Here is a 24,722-nt window from a genome sequence, read left to right on the forward strand (position 1 = left end):
GCCCGCATCGGCAATGCCCGCCGCGACTACCTGCACAAGGCCACGACCACTATTTGCAACAACCACGCGATGGTGAGCGTCGAGGACTTGAAGGTCAAAAACATGTCGGCATCGGCGGCGGGCGATCGCGTCGAACCGGGGCGCAATGTGCGCGCCAAATCGGGCCTGAACAAGGCCATCCTCGATCAGGGCTGGTACGAGTTCCGCCGCCAGCTCGCTTACAAGCTGGCGTGGCGCGGCGGCATATTGGTGGCGGTGTCGCCGCGCGACACAAGCCGGACCTGTCCGGGCTGCGGCCATGTATCGGCCGACAACCGGCGCACGCAAGCGGTGTTCGCGTGCGTGGCGTGCGGATATTCAAAACATGCCGACCTGGTCGGCGCGATCAACATCCTCAGGGCGGGACACGCCCGATGCGCCTATGAAGTGAGCGATGCTGCAAGGTCGCCAGCAGTAGGAACCCGCCGAAGCGGCTCGAACCGGCTCGATCGGTGACAGCGCCGTAGGAATCCTTCCCCTTTTCCGCGTCGGCGGCAACAGAAGGTTGAGGGGGAGAGGAAGTCAACATCCAGTAGCCGCGGAATATCTGCACCTCCGTGCTGCAGCCACTAGGCACCGCCGAGGGATAGGGCGGGATAGAACGGAATGAATGACGTGAGTTCAATGTATTGGGTGTTGGCGATGATGCCGGTCTCGCAGGCCATTAGAACCGCGACTGGGCCGGCGTCAATCCGGGCGCGTGGCGCGAACAGACGCGGAACAACCGATAGCGTTCAGATCTCGCTGCCGCGCACGCGCACGAAGGGGCCGAGGCAGGCGTCCATGCTGCGCTCCAGGCACATCAGGAACATATTGCCGGAGGGGTGGAACAGGATGAAGCTGGCGACCGCGTGGCCCACCTCGGTCACCTGGCCGCTGCAGTCCTGCTTGCCGTTGTCCTTGATGATCTTGTCGGAGGTCTTGTAGAAGCCTTCGGCGTCGGGCTGGTCGTCGATGACGAATTCGGTCTCGGCGATCTCGGCGGCGCTGGTGATCAGCGCGGTGCCGTCGGCCCGCATGCGGTAGACCTCGTGGCAGGAACCGTCCGGCAGCACGAAGCGCCAGGTTCCCACGATGGGATGATCCTCCCTCACCGGTGCGGCGGACACGCTGGCGACCGCACCCACAATCGTGCAGGCCAGCGCGATGCTGGTCAGAATTCTCATGGCGAACCTCCGCAAAACGGCGTTGGATGCGTCCAGTATATCCCGGCCGGCCGTTTCCCACTGTCCGCTCGCGCACGCAAATGGACAATCCCCGCACCGCTGGGGACAGACCCGCGATCCGAGCCCCCTACCCTTGCCGCGGCTTGTGGCGCGGAGGGTCTGTCCCCGGTTTGGGGGCCGCTTACTTCTCGGCGACCGCCTTCATGCTGGCCAGGCCCTTCTCGAAATCCGGTCCGATCATGGAATCCATGCTCATGAACACGCCCATCAACTTGGTCATGAAGGCGCTGGGGCCGGACATGGTCCACGTGACCCTGGTGCCATCGCCCTCCGGCGCCAGCGCGAACACAGTGGTGTTGTGCGACTCGAAGGGCTTGAGGAAGTCCAGCTTGATGTCGACCTTGCTTGGCGCCGCCGCGCCGGTGATCTCCATGCGCCCCGCGCCGACCTGGTCGTTGCCTTCCCAGCCGTACACGGCGCCCACGCCGGCCGGCGCGCCGCTGTGGGTGCGCTTCATGTTCGGGTCCAGGTGCTCCCAGGGCGACCACAGGGTCCAGTTGTGGAAGTCGCTGATCAGGCCATAGATCTTCTCCGGCGGCGCCTTGATGGTGGCGCTGCGCGTGACGGTGTAGGAATTGGGCTGGGTCAGCGCCAGGCCCAGGATGATGACGACGACCGCGATGATACCGATGGCTATTTTCTTGAGCATGTGTCCCCCTGCTTGTCTTTGTCGTGGTTCGGCGCTTGCCGAAAACGCAAGATTATCACGGTTGTTTTGCGCTCAGCAATACCGGCAAGGCGCTGGGCGTCATGGTGAAGGTGAAGCGCTCCTCCACCGGCGCCGCGCCCGGCTGCAGGGCCAGCGTGAAATTACGCATCATCATCGCCATCACCATCTTGATCTCGGCGATCGCCAGGTAGCGGCCCGGACAGAAGCGCGGCCCGCCGCCAAAGGGGAACAGCTTGCGGCCGGGGTCCATGGCGGCTTCGGCCGCGTGCAGCCAGCGCGTTGGGTCGAAGCGCTCCGGGTGCGCGAAGTCGCCGCCCCGTTCGGCCGCGTGGCGCAGCAGCAGGAAGATGATGGTGCCGGCCGGCGTGCGCACGCCGTCCACCACCGTGTCCACGTTGGGCTCGGCCGCCATGAAGGGCGCCACCGGTTTCAAGCGCATGGCTTCGCGGTTGGCAGCGTCGATGTAGGGCAGGCTGTCGAGCAGATGGTGGTCGCGCGGCACCGTGTCCGCGCCCAGCACCGCGCAGGCCTCGTCCGCCGCCGCCCGCGCCGCATCGGGATGCCGCGACAGCAGGTGCAGCAGCCAGGCGATGGAGTTGGACGTGGTGTCCTCGCCGGCGAACACCATGGTGATGGCGTTGCCGATCACCTCGGCGTCGGTGAAGCCGGAATCGGGCTCGTCGCGCGCGGCCACCAGCGCCTCCAGCATGTTCGACGGCTTGCCGCGCAGCGCCGGATCGGCCTGCAGGCGGGCGCGCGCCTCGGCGATGAAGCCGGTGACGGCGCGCTGGATGCGCCCATGCGCGGCCTGGGCCTCGCGGTCCACGCCCAGCTTGAACAGGCGCCAGTAGGCGAACGGCGCGGTCAGCCTGCGCGCCACCATGCCGAACAGGAATTCGATGTCGCGCTGCAGCGGATTGTCCTCGTGCTCCAGCGTATTGATGTCCTGCCCCATGGCCAGGCCGATGGTCACGTCCAGCGTGTAGGCTTTCAGATCGCGCAGCACGTCGACCTGGCGCCCGTCGGCCAGGATCGCCCGCCAGCGCGCCAGCAGGCGCTCGGTCATCATCACCAAGGTGGGAAAGAAGCGGTGCACCACCTCCGGCGTGAGCGCCCGCATGGCCAGCTTGCGCTGGCGGCGCCACTCCTCGCCCTCGGCCGTGAACAGGCCGCGCGTGCCGGCCTCCTCCAGCATGCTGGCGGTGCGCGACGAGCGGCGGAACATGTCCGGCCGGTCGCGCAGGATGGAGGCGATGACGTCGCGGTCGGACACCACCATGAACAGCCGTCCCGGCACCCTGAACTTGTAGACGGGGCCGTACTCGCGCGCCCAGTTCTCCAGCGTCTGGTGGAAGCGCTTGGAGTCGATCTGGCGCGCGCTGCCCAGCAGGGGCACGCCCCTCGGTCCGGGCAGGTCCGCGATGCCGCGCGGCGGGCCGTCCGTTCCGGCGGCGGCGGACGCCGCCATGCTCTTCTCGGCCATGGTGCTTCCCTTTCAAGGTGCGTGATGTTGTATATTACGCCACTACTTTTAAAAAGGATGCACGATGTTTTCCCACGTTTTTATCGGCGTGGCCGACTTCGAACGCGCGTACGCGTTCTACCAGCCATTGATGGCCGAGCTGGGTTTGCCGCTGAAGTTCAGGGATGACAGCCGCCCGTGGGCGGGCTGGATGCCGGTGGACGCGCCCCGTCCGTTGTTCCTGGTCGGGGCGCCTTACGAGGGGGAGGCCAGGCCGGGCAATGGCCAGATGGTGGCGCTGCTGGCGGATTCGCGCGCGGCCGTGGACCGCGTCCACGCCAGCGCGCTGGCGCATGGCGGCGTGAGCGAGGGGGAACCGGGCTTGCGGCCAGAATACCACCCCCACTACTACGGCGCCTATTTCCGCGACCCGGACGGCAACAAACTGTGCGTCTGCTGCCACCGGGAAGAGTAGCCGGGCGGAGCCGTCAGGCCAGCGCTTCCTTCGCGGCCTCTTCCGGCGTCAAGCCGTCGTAGAACTGATCGGTGAACCATTCGATCTGTTCCTCGATGTGATCCTGCGCCTGTTCCACCGTGGCGCCGCCCTTCACCAGCCAGCCTTCCACCTCGATGCACCAGTGGATCAGCTCCAGGGTTTCCGGATCCAGTTCTTCTTTCTTCTTAGCCATGCTTGCTACCTTTATAAAGTCGATGCCGCACCCCGTAGTGTAGCAGCATCGCCTTTCACTGCTTGGCTTCCGGGTACAGCACGGCCTGCACGTAGTTCTCCAGATTGAAGTAGCGCTTGGCCGCGGCCTGCACGTCGGCCGGCTTGATTTCCGCCACCCGCTCGGCGTAGTGCAGGATGGACGCGGGGTCCGTGCCGTTCATGTGCGCCGACTGCAACCGGCCCAGCCAGTAGCCGTTCTCGCGCAGCGACTTGCGGTGGTTGGTGGTCCAGTTCTCCTTCACCTTGGCCAGGTCGGCCGGGTCCGGCCCCTCCTCCTGCAGCGTGCGGATCAGGCGCATGGCGGCGGTCACCACCATGTCCACATTGTCCGGCGCGCAGGGCAGCGAGGCCGTGATGTTGTAGCTGCCGTAGGGATGCTTGGCCATGCCGCCGCCCATCTGGCCGCTGTAGATCAGGCCCATCTTCTCGCGCAGCACCTCGATCAGCTTGATGTTGGCCACCTCCAGCAGCGCCTGGAAGCGCATCTGCTCCTCCTCCGAATAGGCCGCGTCGCCGCTGAACACCAGCGTCACCTTGCTCTTCGGCTCCGTGCCCTTGTACACGGCCGTCTTGACCACGCCCTTCACGGGCCGCACGCCCTGGTCGCGGTAGGCCGCCGGGATGGCCGGCGCCGGCAGGCTGGCCAGGTAGGTGGCCAGCAGCGGCTTGACCTTGGCCACGTCGAAACTGCCGACCAGGAAGAAGCTGAAGTCCCTGGCGCTGGCGAAGCGCTCCTTGTAGATCTCCAGCACGCGGTCCAGCTGGATGCGGTCGAAGTCCTCCACGCGCGGCACCCGCGGCACCAGCGGATTGTTGTTGTACATGGCGGCGATGAGCGTGTCCGCGAACAGCGCGTCCGGGTTGGACAAGGTGGTGCGCGCCATCTCGCGCTGCTTGCCGATGAAGGACGCGTACAGGCCGGCGTCCTTGCGCGGCTGCGTGAATTGCAGGTGCACCAGCTGCAGCATGGTCTCCAGGTCCGCGCTGGAGGCGTTGCCGCGCAGGCCCTCGGACAGTTCGACGATGGAGGCGCCCGAGTTCACCGTGCGGCCGGCCAGCACCTTGCCCAGCTCCAGCGGCGAGTAGTTCATCAGGCCCATCTGGCTGACGATGGTGCTGGCGTAGCGCGCGTTGAAGAAGTCCTTCTGCTCGTACAGCGACTGCCCGCCGGGGCGGTGCGCGCCCATCAGCACCTGGTCGTTCTTGAAGTCCGTGGGCTTCAGCACCACCCTCACGCCATTGCTCAACACGAGCTCCGTGGTGCCCAGCGCCTTGTCCACCGTCTCCTTGACGATGGTGCCCGCCTTGGGCGGCGTGTCCATCAACTGCGTGGCGTAGACCTTTTCCTCCTGCGCCTTGACGGGCGCCGCCTCGGCCGCGTTGACGGCGGCCAGCAGCTCCTCGCCCTTGGGCACCGGCGTCTCCGCCTTGTCGCTGCCCATGTACACCACCAGCTTGGGCTGGCCGGACGGCACCGCCTTGCGCATCGCGGCGTTCACTTCGTCCAGCGTGATGCCGGGTATCAGCTCGTTCAGGTACTGGTACTCGTTGGCGATGCCGGGGATGGGCTCGTTCTCCAGGAAGTTGCGTATCAATTCACCGACATGGCTGACCGAATCGGACTTGTCACGCTCGGCGTAGCTGCGCTCCACGCCGCGCAGCATGTTCTTCTTGGTGCGTTCCAGCTCGGACGCGGTGAAGCCGAACTGGCGCGCGCGCTCGTCCTCCTGCACCAGCGCCTGGATGGCCGGCAACGCGCCGCCCTTGCCCAGCACCGCGCCGGCCTGGAACGAACGGTAGCCCAGCGCCACCTTGCCGCGGCTGCTGCCGCCCTGGATGAAGGGCGGGTCCGCGCGCTGCGTCAGCTCCGCCATGCGCTGGCCCAGCATGGCGCTGTACAGGCGCTCGACGGTCTGCTCGCGGTAGTCGGCGAAGTCGCCGCGGTCGATGTCGCGCTCGATCGGATAGCGGATGAACACCATGTTGCCGGCGGCCTCCTTGTCCGTCACCACCAGCGACTCCGAGGCGGTGCGCGACGGGATCTGCGCGTAGACGCGCGGGCGCGGATTGTCCGGTTGTTTCAGTTTGCCGAAATGCTGGCGCACCAGGCGCTCCGCCTCGGCCGGCTCGATATCGCCCACCACGATCACCGCCATCAGGTCCGGCCGGTACCAGTCCTTGTAGAAGCGCTTGATGGCCTCCGGCTTGAAGGACTTCAGCGTTTCCTCCTTGCCGATCGGCAGGCGGTCCGCGTAGCGCGAGCCGTTGAACAGCTTGGGCCACAGCTGCTTGTTCATGCGGTCGCTGGCGCCCTTGCCGGCGCGCAGTTCCTCGAGCACGATGCCGCGTTCACTGTCGATGTCCGCGTCGTTCAGGGTCAGGCCGTGCGCCCAGTCCTCCAGCACCAGGAAGCCCTTCTCCACGCTTTCCTTCTTGTCGGTGGGGATCGGGAGCATGTAGACGGTTTCGTCGAAGCTCGTGTAGGCGTTCAGGTCCGCGCCGAACTTCACGCCGATGGACTGCAGGTAGGAGATCAGTTCGTGGCGCTTGAAATTGGTGGAGCCGTTGAAGGCCATGTGCTCGGTGAAGTGCGCCAGGCCGCGCTGGTCCTCGTCCTCCAGGATGGAGCCGGCCTTCACCACCAGGCGCAGTTCCAGCTTCTTTTCCGGGCGGCCGTTCTTCTTGATGTAGTAGGTGAGGCCGTTGGGCAGCTTGCCCACCTTGACGTCCGGCGCCACCGGGATCTGGTCGGCCAGGTTGATGGCGGCTTGGGCCATCAGGGAGCAGCTCAGCAGGACAGCTGCCGAAATGATGCGCAATTTCGCTATGGTCATGTATTCGTTGCCAAGTATGAAAGTTTCCTACATTACACGATCACCATCGCCGGAGCAATTCCAGCGGCGGGCGCGGCAGGCTAACCCATCATACGTGTTTGGCGCGGCCGTGGGCGGGTTCCGGTGGGACGATCAGCGGTGTGATCGCCCAGCCGCGGCGCAAACCGGGGACAGACCCGCGTTCCGCGTCCCATGCCCTTGCGACGGCGAGTGGCGCGAGGGTCTGTCCCCGAATTACGTTAGCTCGAATTTCACGTGGCGATGCACCAGCAGCCACGCGCCGGCGAAACACACGGCTGCCACGCCGAAGGCCAGCGGCAGCCGCGCCTCCCACGCCGGCAGCGCGTGCATGATGGACCCCATCAGCGCCACGCCGACCAGCGCGCCGATCTGCCGGTTGGCGTTCAGCGCGGCCGCGCCGCTGTTCGCATAAGCCTTGCCCGCCACCTGCATCACCGTGGCCGTCATGGCCGGAATGGCGACGCCGATGGCGATGTTCATCAGCACGATCACCCCCAGCAGCACGCCGAACGGCGCCCGCGGCATGGTCCACGACAGCGCGACCAGCACCAGCGCCATCGCCGCGCCCACGGACAAGCCGGCCAACAGCGGCAGGCGCAGCCCGAACCTGCCCGAAATGCGGCCCGAAGAGAAGTTACCCGCCGTGAACGCCATCATCATCGGCATCAAGGCCAGCCCCGTGCGCCGCGCGTCGGCGCCGCGCGCCTGCAGGTACAGGCTCAGCAGGAAAAGCTGACCGAACACGGCCAGGTTGATCAGGAATCCGGTGCCGTTGGCGGCGGCGAAACTGCCGGTGGCGAACAGCGCGCGCGGCAGCATGGGATGGGCCGCCCGCCGTTCGCGCGCGATCAGCGTGGCCGCGACCACGGCGGTGGCCGCCGCCGCGCCCAGCACGGCCGCCGAACCCCAGCCCAGCACGGGCCCCTCGATCAGCACGAAACTGAGTCCCGCCAGCGCCAGCACGCCCAGCCCATGGCTGGCCAGCGACAAGGGACGCGGCTGCGGCGGCGCGTCGACGATCACCTTCCACGCCAGCGCCATGCCCAGCAAGCCCAGTGGCACATTGACCCAGAACACACTGCGCCAGCCGAATTCATGCACGAGGATGCCGCCCACCAGCGGCCCCACCGCCGACGACGCGCCCACCATGGCGGACCAGGTGCCCACCATGCGGGCGCGCACGCGGTCGTCCTCGAAGGTGTGCGTGAGCAGGCTCAAGGAGCTGGGCAGGAACAGCGCCGCGCCCGCGCCCTGCAGCAGGCGCGCCGCCGTCAACGTGGCGCCGCCCGGCGCGACCGCGCACAGCACGGACGCGAACAGGAAGGCGCCCAGGCCGTGGATATACGCCTTGCGCGCGCCGATGCGGTCCCCCAGCGCGCCGCCGGCCAGCAGCAGCGCGGCGAAGGTCAGCGTGTAGCCGTCCACCACCCACACCAGGCCGGACAGCGGCACCGACAGGTCGCGCGCGATGTCCGCCAGCGCGGTGTTGACGGCGGTGAGATCGATCATCGCCATGATGAAGCCGACCGCCAGCGTGGCCAGCGTCAGCGTGCCGGACCGGGGGACGGCGCCGGGCAGCGCGGCCCCGGGCGGGGCGGTACAGGTGCTTCCGTTCATTTTTCACTCCCAACATGCATTAACTGGCATGCTAGTCCGCTTGCATGATGCAGTAAACACGCATACCATCAGCACTCCGATGCAAAAATGCATCAGCAGGAGCAGCAAGACCATGGACTGGGACAACGCCCGCATCTTCCTCGCCATCCACCGCGCCGGCACCCTGCGCGGGGCCGCCGCGCAGCTGGACATCGACCAGGCCACCGTCGGCCGCCGCCTGGCCGCGATGGAGAAGGCGCTGAACGCCAAACTGTTCCTGCGCACGCCCAGCGGCTACGTCGCCACGCCCGCCGGCGACCTGGCCGCCAGCGCCGCCGAACAGATGGAGGCCGCCGCCGACCGCCTGCAGCGCGAAATGCAGGGCATCGACAACCGCCTGTCCGGCGCCATCCGCGTGGCCACCTCCGACACCATGGCCGCCCACTTCGTCATCGACGCCATGCGCCGGCTGCACGAGCGCCACCCGGACATCCGCATCGTGCTCAGCGCCTCCACCCAGCTCTCCAGCCTGACTCGGCGCGAAGCCGACATCGCCATCCGCACCGTGCGCCCCACCAGCCCGGAACTGATCTCGCGCCACCTCACCCGCCGCACGCTGGGCCTGTACGCGTCGCGCGCCTACCTGGAAAAGCGCGGCGTGCCCGCCGGCGGCAACGCGCTGGCGGGGCACGACATCGTGATCTACCAGGCCAGCGTGGCCCCGCGCCACGGCGAAAAGATCTGCGGCGAGCCGGTGGCCAACGCCCGCGTGGCGATGGAGGTGAACACGGGCCTGATGCTGCACGAAGCCGTGCGGGCCGGCCTGGGCGTGGGAGAACTGGCCATCCACATGGCGGAGCTGATGCCGGAAATCGTGCGCATCCTGCCGGAACGCGAACACCACTACGAGGTCTACCTGGTGATGCACTCCGACCTCAATCGCAGCGCCCGCGTGCGCGCGGCGGCGGACGCCATCATCGAATCGTTCCCCGGCAAATAAACCGGAATGCTAAGATTGCAAGGATGAACACACAGGCATCGTTTTTCGCCCCGCTGAAGGAGATGCAGCGCTGGGCGCTGGATTGGCTGACCAGCTGGTGGCAGCTGGTGCACTTCGCCGTGCTGGTGGCCTCGCTGGCGCTGATGCCGTCCAGCTACCGCGCCGCGCAACGCACCGCCCTCGCCCGCCACCTGGTGCTGGGCAGCGCGCCCCACCTGCTGTGGTTCTCGCTGCTGGCCACCTTGATCAGCCTTGTCATCATCCGCGTGGTGGTGGTCACCTCGGCCAGCTACGGCCTGTCGCGCTACGCGCTGGAAATGGTGGTGCGCGTGCTGGTGCTGGAACTGATCCCGCTGATCGCCGCGCTCTTCGTCGCCCTGCGCAGCACCCTGCCCGCCGGCGTGGAATTCGCGCGGCTAAGCGCCGCCGGCGAACGCGACGCGCGCTACCACGGCGTGACGGGACTGCGGCGCGAATTCTTCCCGCGCGCGGTGTCCGGCATCTTCGCCGTGTGGCTGCTGGGCGCCATCAGCTGCGTGCTCACGCTGGTGCTGGCCTATCTCTCCATCTACGGCATCAACCCCTACGCGCTGCAAGGCTACACGCGCGTGGTGGGACAGATCTTCAACCCGGCGGTGACGCTGATCCTGGTGCTCAAAATCGTCTTCTTCAGCTTTGCGGTCGGCCTGATCCCGCTGGCCTCCGCCTACCACGGCTCCAGCGAACGGCTGCGCCACGTGTACGGCCTGTCCGACATGGTGCGCATGTTCTCCGTGCTGCTGCTGATCGAAGCCGCGTCCCTGATGGGCAACTACTACTAAGGAATACCGATGGCAGAACCGCAAACCGAAGCCCCTCCGGTTCGCAACGCAGAACTCAAGGCGGCGCTGCTGCTGGTGCTGATGGTGGTGCTCATCGCCGGCACCGCCATCTACCTGCTGTACGCGCGCGGCGCCTTCGAAGCCACGCAGCGCCTGGTGCTCACGGCCGACGACTCGGACGGCGTGGGCGTGGGCATGGACGTGACCTTCGCCGGCTTCCCCGTCGGCCGCGTGCAGCGCATCGAACTGGGACCGGACGGCAAGGCCCGCGTGCTGGTGGACGTGACCAAGAAGGACGCGCACTGGCTGCGCACCAGCAGCGTGTTCACGCTGGAGCGCGGCATCGTGGGCGGCGCCAAGCTGCGCGCGTTCAGCGGCCTGCCGGCAGATCCGCCGCTGCCCGATGGCGCGACGCGCGAGCTGCTGGTGGGCGACGTGGGCGCCGAAATCCCGCGCCTGCTGTCCGCCGCGCGGGACCTGCTGCAAAACCTGAACGACCTCACCGCCGCCGAATCCGCGCTGCAAGCCAGCTTGAAGAACGTGCAGGGCATGACCGAGCGCCTCAACGGCCCGGGCGGCGCGATGGGCTTCCTGGCCGGGGACGAGAAGAAGGCGCAGCAGCTGCTGCAGAACGCCAATTCGCTGATCGTCAAAGCCGATAGCCTGATCGCCAACGCGGACAAGCAGGTGTTCGGCAAAAAAGGCGTGATGACGGACACGCAGGCCGCCGTGGTGCAGTTGAACGGCCTGCTGGCCGACGCGCGCGTGAGCCTGAAGAAGATGGACGCGGTGCTGGCCGAGGCGCAAGCCGTCGGCGCCAACGCCCGCATCGCCACGCAGGACCTGGGCGCCCTGCGCGCGGACGTGGACACCAACCTGCGCAAGATCGAGCAGTTGATCAATGAGATCAACCGCAAATGGCCGTTCAAGCGCGATACGGAGATCAAAGTCCCATGACCATGCGTACCCTCTTTTCCACCGCTGCCGCGGTGGCGGCGCTCAGCGCATGCGGCAACAATCCACCGGTGCCGGACTGGCAGATGAACGCGCACAGCTCGCTGGAGCGCGCCACGGCCGCCTACATGGGCGGCAAGGACAATGTGGAGCAGAACGAATTCACCAGGGCGCGCAGGGAGATCGCCAGCACCGGCAAGATCGAGCTGGCGATACGCGCGGAACTGGCGCGCTGCGCGAGCCGAGTGGCGGCGCTGGTGTTTGAGGAGTGTCCGGGGTTTGAGGTGTTGCGGCAGGATGCCACCGCCGCTGATGTGGCATACGCGGCTTATCTGGCCGGGCGGTTGCCTGCGGCGGATGCGGCGCTGCTGCCCGAGCAGCACCGGGCGGCGGCCGGTGCCGCCAGCGAGGTTGCGGCCGGGGCGGCGGTCGCGGCGGTCAAGGATCCCTTATCGCGGCTGGTGGCGGCGGGGGCTGTGCTGCGTGCGAACCGGGCATCGCCGGAGGTGCTGACGGCGGCGGTCGATACCGCGTCCGAACAGGGTTGGCGCAGGCCATTGCTGGCGTGGCTGAACGCGCAGGCGATGCGGGCCGAGAAGGCTGGCGATGCCGAATCCGCGGCGCGCCTGCGGCGGCGCATTGCGTTGGCGTCGGAATAGGAAAGCAGCTCAACCATCAGCGGAACCAGCGGTGTTCAGCATGACTTGCTTCGTCACTTGTTGCAACATGTCTTTCAGTTGCGCCACTATGGAGAGGGCGCCCGCCACCTCGCTGGCCGCATCCCCCTGCGCGAGTTGCTCCAAGTCCTGGCACAAATCGGCCATGCCGAAAGCACCGACGCTGCGCGCCGCCGATTTGATGCGGTGGCCCAGTTCCCGCACCGTCTGCACCTCGCCACGCGCCAGCGCGGCCTCCATGTCACGGACGCCTTCCTGCGAGCTGAGCAGGAATTTAAAGGCGAATTTGCGCACCTTCCGCGGGTCGTAACCTAGCAGCGCAGCCAGCACCGACAAGTCGATCACGGCGGAGTCGCCGCCGAATGTGGAATTGAAGGCTGGCGCCGGCGGGTGCGGCGGCAGCGGCTCTCCCTCCGGCACGGACCGAGGCAGCCAATTGGCGACGGTCTGGTACATCACGGCTGGCTGGACAGGCTTCGAAATGAAATCGTTCATGCCTGCATCGACGCAGCGCATCCGCGCTTCGGTGGTGGCGGTGGCCGTCATCGCCAACACCGGCATATGGGTCAGTTGCGGGTCGGCGCGGATGCGGCGGGTCGCTTCCAGCCCATCCATGATCGGCATTTGCAAGTCCATCAAAACGCAGTCGAAATCGGCCCTGCGCAGCAGCTCGAGCGCGTCGGCGCCGTTGTTGGCGAGGCAAACGACGGCGCCCACTTCCTCCAGCATTTCTTGCGCGATTTGTTGGTTGAAGATATTGTCCTCGACCAGCAGAATGCGGGCCGCCTTCAGCGCCGCCATCATGGCCGACGTGTGGGCGCTGGCCAGCAGCTCGCCGGCCGCGTCGCCGATCTGGTTGATGAGCGTGGGGATGGTCTTGTACGATACGCCGAGTTGGGCCGTGAACCAGAACGTGCTGCCGACCCCGGGCTGACTGTGGACGCCAACACCGCCGCCCATCAGCTGGGCCAGCTCCTTGCAGATTGCCAGGCCGAGGCCGGTGCCACCGTATTCCCGCGTGGTCGACGTGTCGGCTTGCTGGAACGAGACAAATAATTTGGCCATCTCCGCTTTGGACAGGCCGATGCCTTGGTCGCTCACTTCGAAACGCACCAGACAATCGTTGGCGTCGCCGACCATCTTGCGCGCGCGGATCTCTATCCTCCCCTGCTCGCTGAACTTGATGGCGTTGTTGGCGTAGTTAATGAGCACCTGTCCCAGCCGCAGCGGATCGCCCACCAGCACCGGCGGCAAGGTGGGATCGAGGTCGAACACCAATTCCAGGTTGCGGGTGGCGGCCTTCGGCGCCATCACCGTTGTCAGCGTTTGCACCACTTGGTCGAGTGAGAAATCGATGTGCTGGAGTTCCATCTTGCCGGCCTCGATCTTGGAAATGTCGAGAATGTCGTCGATGATGCCCAGCACGTGCTCGCCTGCGAAGCGGATTTTTTCCAGATAGTCGCGCTGGCGCGGGTCAAGGTCTGTCTTCAAAGCCAAATAGGCCATGCCGATGACGCAGTTCAGCGGAGTGCGGATTTCGTGACTCATATTGGACAGGAACTGCCCCTTGGCCATGCTCGCCGCCTCGGCCAGTTGCTTGGCCTGCTGCAGTTCTTTATTCTTGGCCTCGAGCTGTTCCTCGTAGCGCCTCTCGGAGGTCACATCGTGATAAATGGTGACGAAACCACTTACCGTACCGTCTATGCCATAGATTGGGCGGCCAATAATATTCAGCACTACACCGTTCACCCTGACTCGAGTGAAATTGTGGGGCTGGAACTTCAAGCACAGTGCCACCCGGGTGGCCACCAGGTCGTCGACGTCGCCCGGCCCATAGTCCCCGCGCAACGCGATGAAACGGAACACTTCGGCCATGGTGACGCCAGGATGCATCACCTCGGCCGGAAACCCCTGCAATTGCGAAAAGGCCGGATTCCAAAACCTGATGGTCAAGTCGCAATCAACAATGGTAACCCCAACCGGCATGTATTCCAGTGCAGCCGCCAGCCTGGGGAAATTCAACCTGATGAATTCTTCACTTTGAACTGTCGATTCCATAAGTCGATCATCCAGCAACGCCAAACAAGTTAGCTTCCCTAAATTTCAGGGCCATGTATCCGGGCCAAACCTTCAGGCCCGATATCTCGCTTCGATACATCTTGACAGATAAATCATCACAACGTCCGCTACCGGCCACTGCGGACAGCAAAGATCACGATCCGAGCCAACACGGCATTATTCGGCCACAGCCGTCGCCTCCCGCAACTTATCCTTCTTGCTCTTCCGCTTCCCCTTGATGCCGCCGTTCACGGTATCGGTCACGGAACCCGCCACCGGCGCCTGCTCGGCCGGCTCAAACCCCATAATCCGCTCGCGCGGCACCCGCACCTTCTGCCGGTTCTCGATCAACCTGAAATGCGGCTCCGTCGCGGCGGTGACGAAGCTGACCGCGATGCCGCTGGCCCCCGCGCGTCCCGTCCGGCCGATCCGGTGCGTGTACTCCGCCGGCGACCTTGGCAAATCAAAGTTCACCACCACCGGCAGCTCCACGATATCGATGCCGCGCGCGGCGATGTCGGTCGCCACCAGCACATGCATGCGCGAAGCCTTGAAGTCGGCCAGCACCTCGGTCCGCGCGCCCTGGCTGAAATCGCCGTGGAAAGCCTCGGCCCGCACGCCGTTGCGGCGCAGCTTGTCCGCCACGTGCTCGGACGCGTACTTGGTCGCCACGAACACCAGCACCCTGCTCCACTTGTTCTCCTTGATCAGATGCTTCAGCAACTGCAGGCGGCGCGACTCGTCCACCAGGATGGCGCGCTGCTGGATGTCCGGCTCGTGCTCGGGCGCGGACGCCACTTCGATGCGCGCCGGCTTGTCCAGCATCTTGCCGGCCAGCGCCTGCACGGCCGGCGGGAACGTGGCGGAGAAGAACAGGTTCTGGCGCTTGGCGGGCAGCAGCGCGAGGACGCGGTTGATCTCTTCGCTGAAGCCCAGGTCCAGCAGGCGGTCCGCCTCGTCCAGCACCAGCATGGAGGCCGACGAGATGCTCAGCGCGTTGTGGTCGATCAGGTCCAGCAGCCGGCCCGGGGTGGCCACCACGATGTCCGCGCCGCCGCGCAGCGCCATCATCTGCGGGTTGATGGATACGCCGCCGAACAGGATGGACACTTTCACAGGCTCCGGCAGGTGCTGCACCAGCTTGCGGATCGCCTCCCCCACCTGCGCGGCCAGTTCGCGCGTGGGCACCAGCACCAGGCCGTGCAGCGCGCGCGGGCCGCCCTTGCGCGCCAGCAGCGCGTGCAGCATCGGCAGCGCGAAGGCGGCGGTCTTGCCGGAGCCGGTCTGCGCGGCGCCCAGCACGTCCTCGCCGCGCAGGGCGGCGGGGATGGCGGCGGTCTGGATGGCGGTCGGTTCGGTGTAGCCGATTTCGGCGACGGCGTTGATCAGCGAGGGTGCGAGGCCCAGTGTGGAAAATGACATGGCGGCCTTGTAGTGTGTATTCTGGAGAACCCGCTAGTATACGCGAGTTGCCACGCAGGTTGCCCTATCCCGGCTTTCGTGGGATTATTGCCAACTTTTACACGCCGAATAATAATTAAAATGATCAATTGGGACGCCCATATCTGCCTGCCGCAGCATCCGCTCGCGGACTTTTCGCCCGTGGACCAACTGCGCGCCGCCGGGGTCAATTACCTGTCCCTGAACGTGGGCGCGGACATGAATCCGCTGTCGCAGGTGATGTCGGTGATCGCCGGCTACCGCGCCACCATCGCGGCCAATCCGGAGCGCTACGTGCTGGCCTCCACCGTGGACGACATCATCCAGGCGGCGGCGGACGGCAAGCTGGCCATCGGTTTCGATCTGGAAGGCTCGCTGCCGCTGCTGGAGCAGCCGGACATGGCGGCGCTGTACCGCGAGCTGGGCGTGCGCCAGATCCTGCTGGCCTACAACCGCAACAACGACGCGGCCGACGGCTGCCACGACGAGGCGCGCGGCTTGACGCCGCTGGGCTACCGCATGGTGGAGGCGATCAACGACGCGGGCATCCTGATGGATTGCGCGCACAGCGGGCGCCTTTGTTCGCTCGACGTGATGGCCGCGTCCAGCAAGCCGGTGATCTTCAGCCACGCAAACGCCTACGCGCTCACGCCGCACGGCCGCAACGTGACGGACGAGCAGATCCTGGCCTGCGCGGCGACGGGCGGCGTGGTGTGCGTGTCCGGCCTGTCGTGGTTCCTGGGCAGCGACAAGCCCTGCGCGGCCGACGTGGCGCGCCACGCCGCCTACATCGCGGAGCTGGCGGGCGTGGAGCACGTGGGCATCGGCCTGGACATCTGCTTCCAGCAGAAGGAGCTGGACGACACGCCCCCGGGCGGGTTCGATCCGTCCTACTGGTGGCCGGCCTCCGCCGGCTACAGCGCGGACTCGCCGCCCACCTTCACGCCGCCGGACGTCTGGCGCACGCTGGGCGCCGAGTTGCGCAAGGTCGGCATGTCGGTCGGCGAGGTGGAGATGGTCCTGGGCCGCAATATGATGCGCGTGGCGCAGCAGACCTGGCGGCACGCTTAGAGCGGACGGGCTTAGAGCGGCGTGCGCCTGGCCAGCAGGTCGCGCTCCACGCGCAGCGCTTCCTCGTCGGTGGCCAGGCCGATATGGCTGTGGGCCATCGCGCCCACGCGGCCTTGCGCCTGCTGCACCACGTGCCACGCCTCGTGCGCCAGATGGTGTTCGCATCCCGGCGCCAGGTGGATCACGCTGCCCTGCGTGTAGGCATGGGCGTTGAGCCGCGCCGGCTGGGGCGAGTTGTAGTGCACCCGCACGTGATCCATGCTGAAGCCGGACAGCGACTCGATGCCGCTTTTCAGCTTGTCGGGCAAACCAGGGGTTTCGATGGCCATGAACTTTCTCCTTAAGGACGCTGTGGACGGTCCATTATGATAGCCACATCATGGTGACGGCAACATTTCATTTTTTCGCCGAGCTGAACGATTTTCTTGCCCACGCGCGGCGCGGCCATCCGTTCACGGCGCCATGCGCGCGGGCGGCCACGGCCAAGCACATGATCGAGGCGCTGGGCGTGCCGCATACGGAGGTGGGGCGGGTGCTGGTGAACGGCGAGCCATCGCCGCTGGGACGTCTGCTGTGCGACGGCGACAGCGTGGAGGTGCATCCGCCGGCGTGGCCGGCCGGCGTGCAGGGCGAACCGCGCTTCGTCGCCGACGCGCATCTCGGCGGCCTGGCGCGCCTGCTGCGCATGGCGGGATTCGACACCCTCTACGACAACAACTACGAGGACGGCGAGCTCGCGGCCTCGGCGGCGGCCGAAGATCGCATCGTGCTGACGCGCGACCGCGACCTGCTGATGCGCAGGGAAGTAGAACGCGGCTGCTACGTGCGCGCGCTGAAACCGGAGCAGCAACTGCGGGAGATGATGCGGCGGCTGGACCTGTCGGACCGCGCCCGCCCGTTCTCGCTGTGCCTGGCCTGCAACGCGCCTCTGCGGCCCGTGGCCAAGGCGCAGGTGGAGGACGCCCTGCCGCCCGCCGTGCGCGCCGCGCACGAGCACTTCCTCACCTGCGATGTCTGCCGCGGCGTGTTCTGGCGCGGCTCGCACTGGCGCCGCATGCAGGCGCTGCTTGAAAGCGTGGGCGCGCTGTAGCCTACATGCCCACGTCCCCGTACGGCCCGGCGATGACGACCACGTAGCCGTCCGGGTCGCGCAGCCAGATTTCGCGGTGGGAGGCGTTGCGGTTTTCGCGCGGTCCGTCCAGCACGTCGGCCCTCATGGCCGTGGCGCGGTCGACGGCGTCGTCGAAGTCCTCGGTCAGGAACCACAGCATCACCCCGTTGCCGTAGGGGCGCACCTCGGGATCGCCCATGTGCAGGTGGCCGTGCGCTTCCCAGCGGTGCAGCTGCAGGATCATGCGGCCGTCGAACATCAGTTGCTCGTAGTCCTTGCCGCCATGGCCGCTGCGGGCGCCGAGCAGGGTCTGGTACCAGCGGCTGCTGGCCTCTACGTCACGCACTGCGATAAGTGGCTGCGCTTGCATGCTTTGCTCTCCTCGTTCTGTCGTCAGCCGGCGTAGGCCCGCTGAAGTTCGGCGATGTCCAGTTTCTTCATCTGCATCATGGCGCTCATCGCGCGCTGGGCCTTGGGGGACGCGGCGTCCTTGAGCATCTCGATCATCACGCTGGGCACGATTTGCCAGGAGACGCCGAACTTGTCCTTGAGCCAGCCGCACTGCTGCGCCTCGACGGGGCCGCCCTCGGTCAGTTTAGACCAGAAACGGTCGACTTCCTGCTGGCTTTCGCACATCACCTGGAAGGAGATGGCCTCGTTGATTCTGAACTGCGGGCCGCCGTTCATCGCGGTGAAGGGCTGGCCGTTCAGCTCGAACGAGACCATGAGCACGGTACCCGGCTCGTGGCCGTGGTATTCCTTGCCGGCCTCGCTGTAGTGCGACACCTGGGTGATCTTGGAGTTGTCGAAGATGCCGACGTAGTAGTTCGCCGCGTCTTCCGCCTGCCCGTCGAACCACAGGCAGGGAACGATTTGATTGATGCTAGCCATGTTACGCCTCCTTGATGAATGGATAAGGGTGTTTCCATGTTTGACCATGTAACGACACGACGGACGGGACTGGGGAATATCGACACACGGCGCGAATTTATTTCAGCACGCGGCAAGGTTGTCCATCTTACTACTTCCCTGGGCGCCTGCGCGCACCGGCGCCAACTGGATTAGGGATCACGCGGCCTCCGAAGACCGGCCGGCGGCGCCGTCCACCGCCGGGCTCGTGTCCGAATGTCACGCCTGACACCGATATTAAAGTGGCAATGAAATAGTTGTCATCTGGGCGGGGGCGTACCGGCGGGGCCGGCTGGCGCTATAATGACCGGCTCCCTGCTTAACTTTTCCGCTTCCTGGTCCGCCCGTGAATCCACATCTCGATAAGCTGCAATCGTATCCGTTCGAAAAACTGCGCCAACTTTTCGCCAAGGTGACGCCGAACTCGGCGTTTTCCGCCATCAGCCTCGGCATGGGCGAACCCAAGCATCCGACGCCGCCGTTCATCCAGCAGGCGCTGGTCGATAACATCGCCGGCCTGGCGACCTATCCGACCACCATCGGCTCGGAGGCGCTGCGCGCCGCCATCTGCGGCTGGCTGGAGCGCCGCTACGATATCCCGGCGCTGAATCCGGCCACCCAGGTGCTGCCCGTGAACGGTTCGCGCGAGGCGCTGTTCGCGCTGGCGCAGACCGTCATCGATCCGGCCGCCAAGGCGGTCGTGGTGTCGCCGAATCCGTTCTACCAGATCTATGAAGGCGCGGCCTACCTGGCCGGCGCCGAGCCTTATTTCGTCAATTCGGACCCGGCCCGCAATTTCGGCTGCGATTACGACAGCGTGCCCTCCTCCGTGTGGGAGCGCGTGCAGCTGCTGTTCGTCTGCTCGCCGGGCAATCCGACCGGCGCGGTGCTGTCGCTGACGGATTGGGAACACTTGTTCGCCCTGTCCGAGCGCTATGACTTCGTGATCGCCTCCGACGAGTGCTATTCGGAGATCTATCACGGCGAGGAGAAGCCGCTGGGCGCGCTGCAGGCGGCCCACATGCTGGGCTTGTCCACCGTGGAGCGCCCCTACGCGCGCCTGGTGGTGTTCTCCAGCCTGTCCAAGCGCTCCAACGTGCCTGGCATGCGTTCCGGTTTCGTGGCCGGCGACGCCGAGGTGCTGAAAAAATTCCTGTTGTACCGCACCTATCACGGCGGGGCCATGAGCCCTTCCGTGCAGGCTGCGTCGGTCGCGGCCTGGAACGACGAGACCCACGTCGAAGCCAACCGGGCCCAGTACCGCGCCAAGTTCGCCGCCATCACCCCGCTGCTGCAGGAGGTGATGGACGTGGCGCTGCCGGACGCCGGCTTCTACCTGTGGGCCGACGTCAGCCGCACCGGCCTGTCGGACGCGGAGTTCGCGCAGCGCCTGTACGCCGAATATAATGTCACCGTACTGCCCGGCAGCTACCTGGCGCGCGAGGCGCACGGCATCAACCCGGGCCGCAACCGCATCCGCATGGCGCTGGTCGCCGAGACCGAGGAAGGCCTGGAGGCGGCGCGCCGCATTGTCCAATTCTGCAAAACCCTGTCCAAATAAAGAAGATCCATCATGACCCAACAACTGCAAAACATCATCGAACAAGCCTGGGATAACCGCGCCGAGATCAATCCTGGCAACGGCACCGCCGAACTGCGCGACGCCGTCTCGCACGTGCTGGCCGGCCTGGACAACGGCTCGCTGCGCGTGGCGCAGAAGGACACCGGCACCTGGGTTGTGAACCAGTGGATCAAGAAGGCCGTGCTGCTGTCGTTCCGCCTGGAGAACAACGTGGTGCTGCCGTCCGACGGCACCATGCAGTTCTACGACAAGGTGCCGACCAAGTTCGCCAACTACACCGAGGCCGATTTCCAGGCCGGCGGTTTCCGCGTGGTGCCGCCGGCCGTCGCCCGCCGCGGTTCCTTCATCGCCAAGAACGTGGTGCTGATGCCTTCCTACGTCAACATCGGCGCCTACGTCGATGAGGGCGCGATGGTCGACACCTGGGCCACCGTGGGTTCCTGCGCGCAGATCGGCAAGAACGTCCACCTGTCCGGCGGCGTCGGCATCGGCGGCGTGCTGGAGCCGATGCAGGCCAACCCGACCATCATCGAGGACAACTGCTTCATCGGCGCGCGTTCGGAGATCGTCGAAGGCGTGATCGTGGAAGAGAACTCGGTGATCTCGATGGGCGTGTACATCGGCCAGTCGACCAAGATCTACGACCGCGCCACCGGCGAAGTCACCTACGGCCGCGTGCCGGCCGGTTCCGTCGTCGTGTCGGGCAACCTGCCCTCGGCCGACGGCAAGTACAGCCTGTACTGCGCGGTGATCGTCAAGCGCGTGGACGCGCAGACCCGCTCCAAAACCAGCATCAACGAACTGCTGCGCGGCGTTTAAACCCAACCGCAACATCCGGGGTCAGTCCCAATGGGTCTGACCCCGGCTTCCGCATCTGGTTTTGCCTTTGAGGAGAGCCACCATGGCCATGGATCGCCTGTTCCAGCTGATGAAGGAAAAGAACGCGTCGGACATGTTCTTCGCGGTCAATTCCCCCGTCCATATCAAGATCAACGGCAACCTCATTCCGATCAACCAGCAAAAGCTGGAGCCGGAAAACATCCACGCGCTGCTGTCCGAGATCTGCTCGCCCGAGCAGCTGGCGGAGCTGGAGCAGTCCAATGAGCTGAACATGGGCGTGTCCGTGCCCAACCTGGGGCGCTTCCGCCTGTCGGCCTTCCGCCAGCGCGGCAGCATCTCGGCGGTGTTCCGCTTCGTGCCCGCCAACATCCCGGTGCTCGGGGAATTGGGCCTGCCGACGGTGCTGGCGGACCTGATCATGGAAAAGCGCGGCCTGCTGCTGCTGGTGGGCTCCACCGGTTCCGGCAAGTCCACCACCATCGCCTCGATGCTGGACCACCGCAACGAGCTGCGCTCGGGCCACATCCTCACGCTCGAGGATCCGATCGAGTATCTGTTCAAGAACAAGAAATCCATCGTCAACCAGCGCGAGATCGGCAGCGACGCCAAGGACTTTTACACGGCGCTGCGCAACTCCATGCGCCAGGCGCCGGACTGCATCCTGATCGGCGAGATCCGCGACAAGGAAACCATGGCGGCGGCGCTGGCCTACGCGCAATCGGGCCACCTGGTGCTGGCCACGCTGCACGCGAACAACAGCTACAACGCGCTGAACCGCATCATCAGCTTCTATCCGATCGAGAACCGCGCGGCGCTGCTCCAGGACTTGTCGTCGACGGTGAAGGCCATCGTCTCGCAGCGGCTGATCCGCTCGCTGAACGGCGGCACGCGCACGGCCGCGGTAGAGGTGCTGCTCAACACGCGCCACATCTCCGAACTGATCGAGAAGGGCGAGATCAACCAGATCAAGGAAGCGATGGAGAAGAGCCTGTCGGCCGGCTCGCAGTCTTTCGAGATGGCGCTGTTCAAGCTGGTGCAGGACGGCCAGATCAGCCAGGAAGAGGCCCTCGCCAACGCCGACTCGGCCACCAACCTGCTGTGGCTGCTCAACAATGGGCCCGACAGCAAGAACGACGAGGCCGAGCAGAAGGCCCCGTCGTCCGAGACGTCGTTCACGGAATTCACCCTCAACACCTGAGCCCGCGCAACGCCGCTCCGCCCCAGCCGTAGTAAACATGGGATTTGCTCGCGGCTGGAGGCGCCATGTCACCGGATCAGCTCGCTTTTTACTCAGGCTGGGCGTCGATCGCCGGCCATGCCGTCTCGCTCGTCACAGCCGCGCTTGTTCGCAACGTCAAGGCGACTATAATCAGATTGAGAAGGCGGCAGCGTCTGCACGGACTCGTGGCGGACTTGATGGACATCTGCCGCCGCGGCCAACTGCGCCATCCCCAGAACCGCGCCAAGATAGCCAGCTTATTGCGCAACCTGCCGGTTCGACCGTGGAACAAATTCACGCCGAAGGGCCGCGCCATCCTGGCCGTTCACCGCGCACTGGAACACCGCGTGGCATCTGAGCTGATGGAAGCGCTTGCCGACTTGGCATCGTACGACACGGAGGACTTATGACTCCCGCAAAAAGTCTCTACAAGGACATCGTCCGGCGGACTGAAAGCGGCGAGCTCAAGTGGAAAGAGGTGGACCGAAATGCGCCCCCGCGAATTCTCCGCGGCCTGTGCCCAGCGAAATGGCGTTTCGCGGCATCAGCGCTCGAAGATGGCAAGAACATGCAATATGTCCTGGCCGACCGCGCGGACTGGCGCAATGAACATCATTTATTTCCAGTGCATGAGGACCACTCTTCCAGACTGATGATTTTCGAAGATGAGCAATTGGTGGAAATCCTTAGCCCGGTGGAACTAAACTGGGCCGAGTTGACTTGGCTGACCAAGACCATCGCCTATTTCGGTGAGCACCTGCCGGACTTCGCGTCATCGAGAGGCTGACAAGCATCACTCGAAGCGTGATGTAGCGCTAACGCGTATCATGTTGGACTTTGTTGAGCAGACTTCGTCCAGCAGGATGTCCATGAGTAATACCAACACCAGCCACCGCTTTTCCACCCGCCTGTCCTTCCTCGCCGCCGGCATCGCCATGTCCGCCTGGGCGCCGCTGGTGCCCTACGCGAAGGAACGCCTGCGTCTCGATCCCGCCGAACTGGGCATGCTGCTGCTCTGCCTGGGCATAGGTTCGCTGCTGGCCATGCCGGCCACCGGCGCGCTGACGTCGCGCTTCGGCTGCCGGCCGGTGATCCTGGTGTCCGGCGCCATCACCTGCGCCGTGCTGCCCTTCCTCGCCATCGCCCCCACGCCATTGATGCTGGCGCTCACACTGTTCCTGTTCGGCGCCGCCATCGGCACCCTGGACGTGGCCATGAACGTGCAGGCGGTGATCGTCGAGAAGAACCACGGCGGTGCCATGATGTCCGGCTTCCATGGCCTGTTCAGCGTGGGCGGCTTCGCCGGCGCGGGCGGCATGGCGCTGATGCTGTGGGCCGGCGTGGGCACCCTGGCGGCGGCGCTGGTGGCCACCGGCGTGACGGCCGCCGCGCTGGTCGCCGCCGCGCCCCACCTGCTGCGCGAGCCGCCGCCCTCGGAGGGCGACAGCCGCATGTTCGCCGTGCCGCGCGGCGCGGTCGCCATCATCGGCGCGCTGTGCTTCGCCTGCTTCATGGCCGAGGGCGCGGTGCTGGACTGGAGCGCCCTGCTGTTGACCAGCGGCGCGGGCCTGAGCGCGGACCAGGGCGGCCTCGGTTACGCGGCCTTCGCCATCGCCATGACGGCCGGCCGCTTCACCGGCGACAAGATCGTCTCCCGCTTCGGCGGCAGGCGCGTGCTGCTGGCCGGCGGGCTGTGCGCGGCGGCGGGCTTTTTCACCGCCGTGCTGGCGCCGACGCCGCTGGTCGCGCTGCTGGGCTTCGTGCTGATCGGCCTGGGCGCGTCCAACATCGTGCCCATCCTGTTCACGGCGGCGGGCAGCCAGAAGGACATGCCGGCCGGCCTGGCCGTGGGCGCCATCTCCACCATCGGCTACACCGGCATCCTGGCCGGCCCGGCGCTGATCGGCTTCGTGGCGCACGCCTCCAGCCTGCAGGCGGCCTTCGCGGGCCTGGGCTGCGCCATGCTGCTGGTGGCGGCCAGTTCGCGCTCGCGCATCGCCGCCGGGGCCTGACACCGGCCCCGCGCGGCGTGGGCGGGCGGTGTCACTCAAGCTATAATGCTGCACTTCGGCCGCCACCCCGGCGCGGCCCCGCATCCCCGAACACTCATGATTACTCTCTACGGCATCCCCAACTGCGACACGGTGAAGAAAGCCCGCGTCTGGCTGGCCGACCAGCAACAGGATTTCACCTTCCACGACTTCAAGAAGCAGGGCCTGACGGCCGGCACCGTCCAAGGCTGGCTGCGGACCCTGGACTGGGAAGTCCTGGTCAACAAGAAGGGCACCACCTGGCGCGGCCTGCCGGACGAGCGCAAGGCCGCCGTCAACGACGCCGCCAGCGCCACCGCGCTGATGCTGGAGTTCCCGTCCGTGATCAAGCGCCCGGTGCTGCAAGGCGCCGGCGCGTCCTGCCACGTCGGCTTCTCGCCCGACGCCTACCGCCAGATCTTCGCCAAATAA

The 24,722-nt window shown here is 66.1% G+C and carries 26 protein-coding genes; 15 read left to right on the forward strand and 11 right to left on the reverse strand.

Translation table 11 applies throughout. The features are described 5' to 3' along the window. The coding region (locus BM436_RS14290; protein ID WP_143133127.1) for an RNA-guided endonuclease InsQ/TnpB family protein at positions 1–495 on the forward strand (495 nt) is incomplete at its 5' end. 278 nt (positions 496–773) lie between these two features. Here the strand turns inward: BM436_RS14290 and BM436_RS14295 are convergent. The 3 genes from BM436_RS14295 to BM436_RS14305 form a co-directional block, all read right to left on the reverse strand. Beyond that, positions 774–1,205, reverse strand: a complete 432-nt coding sequence (locus tag BM436_RS14295) for a hypothetical protein (RefSeq protein WP_229490287.1) — start codon at positions 1,203–1,205, stop codon at positions 774–776. A 181-nt stretch (positions 1,206–1,386) separates the two neighbouring features. Then, positions 1,387–1,914, reverse strand: a complete 528-nt coding sequence (locus tag BM436_RS14300; protein WP_093556206.1) for an SRPBCC family protein — start codon at positions 1,912–1,914, stop codon at positions 1,387–1,389. A gap of 55 nt (positions 1,915–1,969) precedes the next feature. Beyond that, complete coding sequence (locus BM436_RS14305; RefSeq protein ID WP_229490289.1) at positions 1,970–3,418, reverse strand: cytochrome P450; 1,449 nt, start codon at positions 3,416–3,418, stop codon at positions 1,970–1,972. A gap of 64 nt (positions 3,419–3,482) precedes the next feature. On the opposite strand from BM436_RS14305, the gene BM436_RS14310 reads away from it, so the two are divergent. Beyond that, complete coding sequence (locus tag BM436_RS14310) at positions 3,483–3,872, forward strand: VOC family protein (RefSeq protein ID WP_093556207.1); 390 nt, start codon at positions 3,483–3,485, stop codon at positions 3,870–3,872. A gap of 13 nt (positions 3,873–3,885) precedes the next feature. On the opposite strand, the gene BM436_RS14315 is transcribed toward BM436_RS14310, so the two are convergent. The 3 genes from BM436_RS14315 to BM436_RS14325 all read right to left on the reverse strand — a co-directional run bounded on the left by BM436_RS14315 (position 3,886) and on the right by BM436_RS14325 (position 8,599). Next, positions 3,886–4,086 carry a hypothetical protein gene (locus tag BM436_RS14315; RefSeq protein WP_093556208.1) on the reverse strand — a complete coding sequence of 67 codons (201 nt, stop codon included), beginning with the start codon at positions 4,084–4,086 and terminating at the stop codon, positions 3,886–3,888. Between the two features lie 55 nt (positions 4,087–4,141). Then, complete coding sequence (locus tag BM436_RS14320) at positions 4,142–6,961, reverse strand: M16 family metallopeptidase (protein ID WP_093556209.1); 2,820 nt, start codon at positions 6,959–6,961, stop codon at positions 4,142–4,144. A gap of 234 nt (positions 6,962–7,195) precedes the next feature. Continuing rightward, positions 7,196–8,599, reverse strand: coding sequence for an MFS transporter (locus BM436_RS14325; RefSeq protein ID WP_093556210.1), 1,404 nt, complete (start codon positions 8,597–8,599; stop codon positions 7,196–7,198). Positions 8,600–8,711: 112 nt separating this feature from the next. Between BM436_RS14325 and BM436_RS14330 the strand changes: the two genes are divergently transcribed. From BM436_RS14330 to BM436_RS14345, 4 genes are read left to right on the forward strand one after another with little or no spacing between them, the layout of a single operon-like run. Next, a complete protein-coding gene (locus BM436_RS14330; RefSeq protein ID WP_093556375.1) occupies positions 8,712–9,578 on the forward strand; it encodes a LysR family transcriptional regulator in 867 nt (288 codons plus the stop codon). Between the two features lie 23 nt (positions 9,579–9,601). Continuing rightward, entirely contained in the window at positions 9,602–10,399 is a 798-nt protein-coding gene (locus BM436_RS14335; RefSeq protein ID WP_093556211.1) for an MlaE family ABC transporter permease, read from the forward strand. Positions 10,400–10,408: 9 nt separating this feature from the next. Further along, positions 10,409–11,356: an MlaD family protein gene (locus BM436_RS14340; protein WP_093556212.1), complete on the forward strand. Its 948-nt coding sequence runs from the start codon at positions 10,409–10,411 to the stop codon at positions 11,354–11,356. Beyond that, a complete protein-coding gene (locus BM436_RS14345) occupies positions 11,353–12,012 on the forward strand; it encodes a hypothetical protein (protein ID WP_093556213.1) in 660 nt (219 codons plus the stop codon). The genes BM436_RS14340 and BM436_RS14345 overlap by 4 nt, the downstream gene beginning before the upstream one ends. A gap of 9 nt (positions 12,013–12,021) precedes the next feature. On the opposite strand, the gene BM436_RS14350 is transcribed toward BM436_RS14345, so the two are convergent. Together BM436_RS14350 and BM436_RS14355 are read right to left on the reverse strand one after the other, a co-directional pair. Next, positions 12,022–14,088 (reverse strand): response regulator, encoded by a 2,067-nt coding sequence (locus tag BM436_RS14350; protein ID WP_093556214.1) that lies wholly within the window; start codon positions 14,086–14,088, stop codon positions 12,022–12,024. A gap of 177 nt (positions 14,089–14,265) precedes the next feature. After that, positions 14,266–15,510 carry a DEAD/DEAH box helicase gene (locus BM436_RS14355; RefSeq protein WP_093556215.1) on the reverse strand — a complete coding sequence of 415 codons (1,245 nt, stop codon included), beginning with the start codon at positions 15,508–15,510 and terminating at the stop codon, positions 14,266–14,268. A 120-nt stretch (positions 15,511–15,630) separates the two neighbouring features. On the opposite strand from BM436_RS14355, the gene BM436_RS14360 reads away from it, so the two are divergent. Further along, on the forward strand, positions 15,631–16,599 hold the full coding sequence (locus BM436_RS14360; RefSeq protein WP_093556216.1) for a dipeptidase: 969 nt from the start codon (positions 15,631–15,633) through the stop codon (positions 16,597–16,599). Between the two features lie 11 nt (positions 16,600–16,610). On the opposite strand, the gene BM436_RS14365 is transcribed toward BM436_RS14360, so the two are convergent. After that, a complete protein-coding gene (locus tag BM436_RS14365) occupies positions 16,611–16,928 on the reverse strand; it encodes an eCIS core domain-containing protein (protein ID WP_093556217.1) in 318 nt (105 codons plus the stop codon). A 50-nt stretch (positions 16,929–16,978) separates the two neighbouring features. Between BM436_RS14365 and BM436_RS14370 the strand changes: the two genes are divergently transcribed. Beyond that, entirely contained in the window at positions 16,979–17,689 is a 711-nt protein-coding gene (locus tag BM436_RS14370) for a Mut7-C RNAse domain-containing protein (protein ID WP_093556218.1), read from the forward strand. A 1-nt stretch (position 17,690) separates the two neighbouring features. Here the strand turns inward: BM436_RS14370 and BM436_RS14375 are convergent, their stop codons facing one another. Beyond that, the gene (locus BM436_RS14375; RefSeq protein WP_093556219.1) at positions 17,691–18,080 is read right to left on the reverse strand and encodes a VOC family protein; all 390 of its coding nucleotides are present in this window, start codon (positions 18,078–18,080) and stop codon (positions 17,691–17,693) included. A 23-nt stretch (positions 18,081–18,103) separates the two neighbouring features. Further along, positions 18,104–18,601, reverse strand: coding sequence for a VOC family protein (locus tag BM436_RS14380; RefSeq protein WP_093556220.1), 498 nt, complete (start codon positions 18,599–18,601; stop codon positions 18,104–18,106). A gap of 364 nt (positions 18,602–18,965) precedes the next feature. On the opposite strand from BM436_RS14380, the gene dapC reads away from it, so the two are divergent. From dapC to BM436_RS14415, 7 genes are all read left to right on the forward strand, one after another. Continuing rightward, positions 18,966–20,180 (forward strand): succinyldiaminopimelate transaminase, encoded by a 1,215-nt coding sequence (gene dapC / locus BM436_RS14385; RefSeq protein WP_093556221.1) that lies wholly within the window; start codon positions 18,966–18,968, stop codon positions 20,178–20,180. Between the two features lie 12 nt (positions 20,181–20,192). Further along, entirely contained in the window at positions 20,193–21,020 is an 828-nt protein-coding gene (gene dapD, locus BM436_RS14390; RefSeq protein ID WP_093556222.1) for a 2,3,4,5-tetrahydropyridine-2,6-dicarboxylate N-succinyltransferase, read from the forward strand. An 82-nt stretch (positions 21,021–21,102) separates the two neighbouring features. Next, entirely contained in the window at positions 21,103–22,239 is a 1,137-nt protein-coding gene (locus tag BM436_RS14395; protein ID WP_093556223.1) for a PilT/PilU family type 4a pilus ATPase, read from the forward strand. A gap of 65 nt (positions 22,240–22,304) precedes the next feature. Further along, entirely contained in the window at positions 22,305–22,670 is a 366-nt protein-coding gene (locus tag BM436_RS14400; protein WP_093556224.1) for a hypothetical protein, read from the forward strand. Further along, positions 22,667–23,047: a hypothetical protein gene (locus BM436_RS36200; protein WP_143133129.1), complete on the forward strand. Its 381-nt coding sequence runs from the start codon at positions 22,667–22,669 to the stop codon at positions 23,045–23,047. The genes BM436_RS14400 and BM436_RS36200 overlap by 4 nt, the downstream gene beginning before the upstream one ends. 82 nt (positions 23,048–23,129) lie before the next feature. Beyond that, a complete protein-coding gene (locus tag BM436_RS14410) occupies positions 23,130–24,272 on the forward strand; it encodes an MFS transporter (protein ID WP_093556226.1) in 1,143 nt (380 codons plus the stop codon). Between the two features lie 96 nt (positions 24,273–24,368). Beyond that, complete coding sequence (locus BM436_RS14415; RefSeq protein WP_229490291.1) at positions 24,369–24,722, forward strand: ArsC family reductase; 354 nt, start codon at positions 24,369–24,371, stop codon at positions 24,720–24,722.

Source organism: Pseudoduganella namucuonensis (assembly GCF_900116645.1).
GTDB lineage: Bacteria > Pseudomonadota > Gammaproteobacteria > Burkholderiales > Burkholderiaceae_D > Rugamonas > Rugamonas namucuonensis.

Bases quoted from the DNA above. Each gene is read 5' to 3' on its own strand.
- BM436_RS14375 (WP_093556219.1), bottom strand. From the start codon at position 18,080: ATGCAAGCGCAGCCACTTATCGCAGTGCGTGACGTAGAGGCCAGCAGC.
- BM436_RS14415 (WP_229490291.1), top strand. From the start codon at position 24,369: ATGATTACTCTCTACGGCATCCCCAACTGCGACACGGTGAAGAAAGCC.
- BM436_RS14305 (WP_229490289.1), bottom strand. From the start codon at position 3,418: ATGGCCGAGAAGAGCATGGCGGCGTCCGCCGCCGCCGGAACGGACGGC.
- BM436_RS14355 (WP_093556215.1), bottom strand. From the start codon at position 15,510: ATGTCATTTTCCACACTGGGCCTCGCACCCTCGCTGATCAACGCCGTC.
- BM436_RS14295 (WP_229490287.1), bottom strand. From the start codon at position 1,205: ATGAGAATTCTGACCAGCATCGCGCTGGCCTGCACGATTGTGGGTGCG.
- BM436_RS14325 (WP_093556210.1), bottom strand. From the start codon at position 8,599: ATGAACGGAAGCACCTGTACCGCCCCGCCCGGGGCCGCGCTGCCCGGC.
- BM436_RS14320 (WP_093556209.1), bottom strand. From the start codon at position 6,961: ATGACCATAGCGAAATTGCGCATCATTTCGGCAGCTGTCCTGCTGAGC.
- BM436_RS14315 (WP_093556208.1), bottom strand. From the start codon at position 4,086: ATGGCTAAGAAGAAAGAAGAACTGGATCCGGAAACCCTGGAGCTGATC.
- BM436_RS14330 (WP_093556375.1), top strand. From the start codon at position 8,712: ATGGACTGGGACAACGCCCGCATCTTCCTCGCCATCCACCGCGCCGGC.
- BM436_RS14395 (WP_093556223.1), top strand. From the start codon at position 21,103: ATGGCCATGGATCGCCTGTTCCAGCTGATGAAGGAAAAGAACGCGTCG.
- BM436_RS14380 (WP_093556220.1), bottom strand. From the start codon at position 18,601: ATGGCTAGCATCAATCAAATCGTTCCCTGCCTGTGGTTCGACGGGCAG.
- dapD (WP_093556222.1), top strand. From the start codon at position 20,193: ATGACCCAACAACTGCAAAACATCATCGAACAAGCCTGGGATAACCGC.
- BM436_RS14410 (WP_093556226.1), top strand. From the start codon at position 23,130: ATGAGTAATACCAACACCAGCCACCGCTTTTCCACCCGCCTGTCCTTC.
- BM436_RS14400 (WP_093556224.1), top strand. From the start codon at position 22,305: ATGTCACCGGATCAGCTCGCTTTTTACTCAGGCTGGGCGTCGATCGCC.
- BM436_RS14350 (WP_093556214.1), bottom strand. From the start codon at position 14,088: ATGGAATCGACAGTTCAAAGTGAAGAATTCATCAGGTTGAATTTCCCC.
- BM436_RS14345 (WP_093556213.1), top strand. From the start codon at position 11,353: ATGACCATGCGTACCCTCTTTTCCACCGCTGCCGCGGTGGCGGCGCTC.
- BM436_RS14310 (WP_093556207.1), top strand. From the start codon at position 3,483: ATGTTTTCCCACGTTTTTATCGGCGTGGCCGACTTCGAACGCGCGTAC.
- BM436_RS14300 (WP_093556206.1), bottom strand. From the start codon at position 1,914: ATGCTCAAGAAAATAGCCATCGGTATCATCGCGGTCGTCGTCATCATC.
- BM436_RS14340 (WP_093556212.1), top strand. From the start codon at position 10,409: ATGGCAGAACCGCAAACCGAAGCCCCTCCGGTTCGCAACGCAGAACTC.
- BM436_RS14335 (WP_093556211.1), top strand. From the start codon at position 9,602: ATGAACACACAGGCATCGTTTTTCGCCCCGCTGAAGGAGATGCAGCGC.
- BM436_RS36200 (WP_143133129.1), top strand. From the start codon at position 22,667: ATGACTCCCGCAAAAAGTCTCTACAAGGACATCGTCCGGCGGACTGAA.
- BM436_RS14370 (WP_093556218.1), top strand. From the start codon at position 16,979: ATGGTGACGGCAACATTTCATTTTTTCGCCGAGCTGAACGATTTTCTT.
- BM436_RS14365 (WP_093556217.1), bottom strand. From the start codon at position 16,928: ATGGCCATCGAAACCCCTGGTTTGCCCGACAAGCTGAAAAGCGGCATC.
- BM436_RS14360 (WP_093556216.1), top strand. From the start codon at position 15,631: ATGATCAATTGGGACGCCCATATCTGCCTGCCGCAGCATCCGCTCGCG.